The sequence below is a fragment of the Polaromonas sp. P3_C2 genome, assembly GCF_056402675.1.
On record NZ_JBFUGX010000982.1, the window covers coordinates 1 to 1,141 of the forward strand.

Genomic DNA, 1,141 nt, shown 5'->3' on the forward strand with positions numbered 1-1,141 from the left:
GCCGGAGCTCGCGTAATCGCAGCCGCATCGACCGATGAGAAATGTGCCCTTTGCACGTCCATTGGCGCGGACGCCACCATCAACTACACCACGAAAAACCTGCGTGACGAAATCAAGGCACTGACCGAAGGCAAGGGACCTGACGTGATTTATGACCCGGTCGGCGGCGAGTTTAGCGAGCCGGCTTTTCGCTCCATCGCGTGGCGGGGCCGTTACCTGGTAGTGGGCTTTGCTTCAGGCCCCATCCCGTCCCTGCCACTCAACCTCACGCTGCTCAAGGGCGCTTCCATCGTCGGCGTGTTCTGGGGCGACTTCGCCAAGCGCGAACCCAAGGCCAATGCGGCCATGATGGCCGAGCTGGCCGGCTGGTATGCCCAAGGCAAGATCAAACCGGTCATCGACCGCACCATGCCCATGGCCGAACTGAAAGCCGCCTATACCCACATGGGCTCACGGGGCGTCAAGGGCAAGCTGGTCATGGTGAACTAGGGTATGGCCCCGCCTGTGTAAGGCAGCCGCGCCAGGCCCCAAATGAAAAAGTCCCGCGAGCCTTGCGGCAAGCGGGACTTCTCAAATACTGGGGTGGCTGATGGGGCTCGAACCCACGACAACAGGAATCACAATCCTGGACTCTACCAACTGAGCTACAGCCACCGGAGCCCTGCATTATAGCGGCAAAGCCGCTGCAATTTACTGGGTGACGACTTCTTCTGCGCCTGCCTTGGCGACAGGAGGCTTTGCCACCAGGATTTTCGTCTTGAAGCGATCTTTCAGGCCGTTGTAATACGCCAGATTTTCCGCGGCGGTCCACCACTGCGTGTACTGGTTGCGTTCCTGCTTGGCTGCCGCTTCAGGTGGCGCCTCGCGCGGAACCACCTTGTTGACCTTGATCACGACGTAACCTTGTGCGCCGAGGCTAACCCCGGCAAATGCCGGCAAGGCAGCCGCGTCCGCGCGGAGCGCCGCATCGATCACCGGATTGGGAAGCTTCTGGGTTTGCTCACGCGACACGACCACCGGTGCGGCCAAAGCGGTTGCAGACGCCGGGGCGGCCTTCCAGGCAGCCAGCTTGGCCTCGCCCTCCTTGCGCGCTTCTTCGGCGCTGCGCTGGGCAACCCAGCGCTGGCGCACGACATCTTTC

Annotated in this window: 1 protein-coding gene, 1 tRNA gene and 1 pseudogene; 1 reads left to right on the plus strand and 2 read right to left on the minus strand. The window is 62.0% G+C overall.

The features are described 5' to 3' along the window. Positions 1 to 489 (plus strand): zinc-binding dehydrogenase (locus AC1DWI_RS23980; protein ID WP_477726015.1); only part of this gene is annotated, 489 nt, incomplete at its 5' end. 89 nt (positions 490 to 578) lie between these two features. Here AC1DWI_RS23980 and AC1DWI_RS23985 read toward each other — a convergent pair. Both AC1DWI_RS23985 and AC1DWI_RS23990 read right to left on the minus strand, forming a co-directional pair. Next, positions 579 to 654 (minus strand) — tRNA-His (locus AC1DWI_RS23985). A gap of 36 nt (positions 655 to 690) precedes the next feature. Next, positions 691 to 1,141: pseudogene (locus AC1DWI_RS23990) on the minus strand (peptidyl-prolyl cis-trans isomerase); the annotation flags it as partial.